Source organism: Amycolatopsis jejuensis (genome assembly GCF_000717335.1).
Lineage (GTDB): Bacteria > Actinomycetota > Actinomycetes > Mycobacteriales > Pseudonocardiaceae > Amycolatopsis > Amycolatopsis jejuensis.
The window spans coordinates 1-205 of sequence record NZ_JNYZ01000136.1; the positions used below are offsets into that span (position 1 = coordinate 1).

The window sequence follows — 205 nt, forward strand, 5'->3', positions numbered from 1 at the left end:
GATCGTCGTCGACACCGCCGTGAACTGCGCCTTGAACGCATCGAACGACCCGAACGCCTCATCGATCGCCGCCGCCAGCTCACCCGTCGGCTTGTCCCCACCCTCCGGCGAGAGGATCTTCCACCACACCACGTGGTTCGCATGCCCCGCCAGATTGAACGCCAGCGTCGTCTCCAGGCCCACGATCGACCCGAAATCCCCCGCC

Annotated in this window: 1 protein-coding gene; it reads right to left on the minus strand. The window is 66.3% G+C overall.

Annotated features, from left to right (window positions below):
• The coding region (locus OO71_RS46080) for a Fe-Mn family superoxide dismutase (protein ID WP_033296456.1) at positions 1-205 on the minus strand (205 nt) is incomplete at both ends.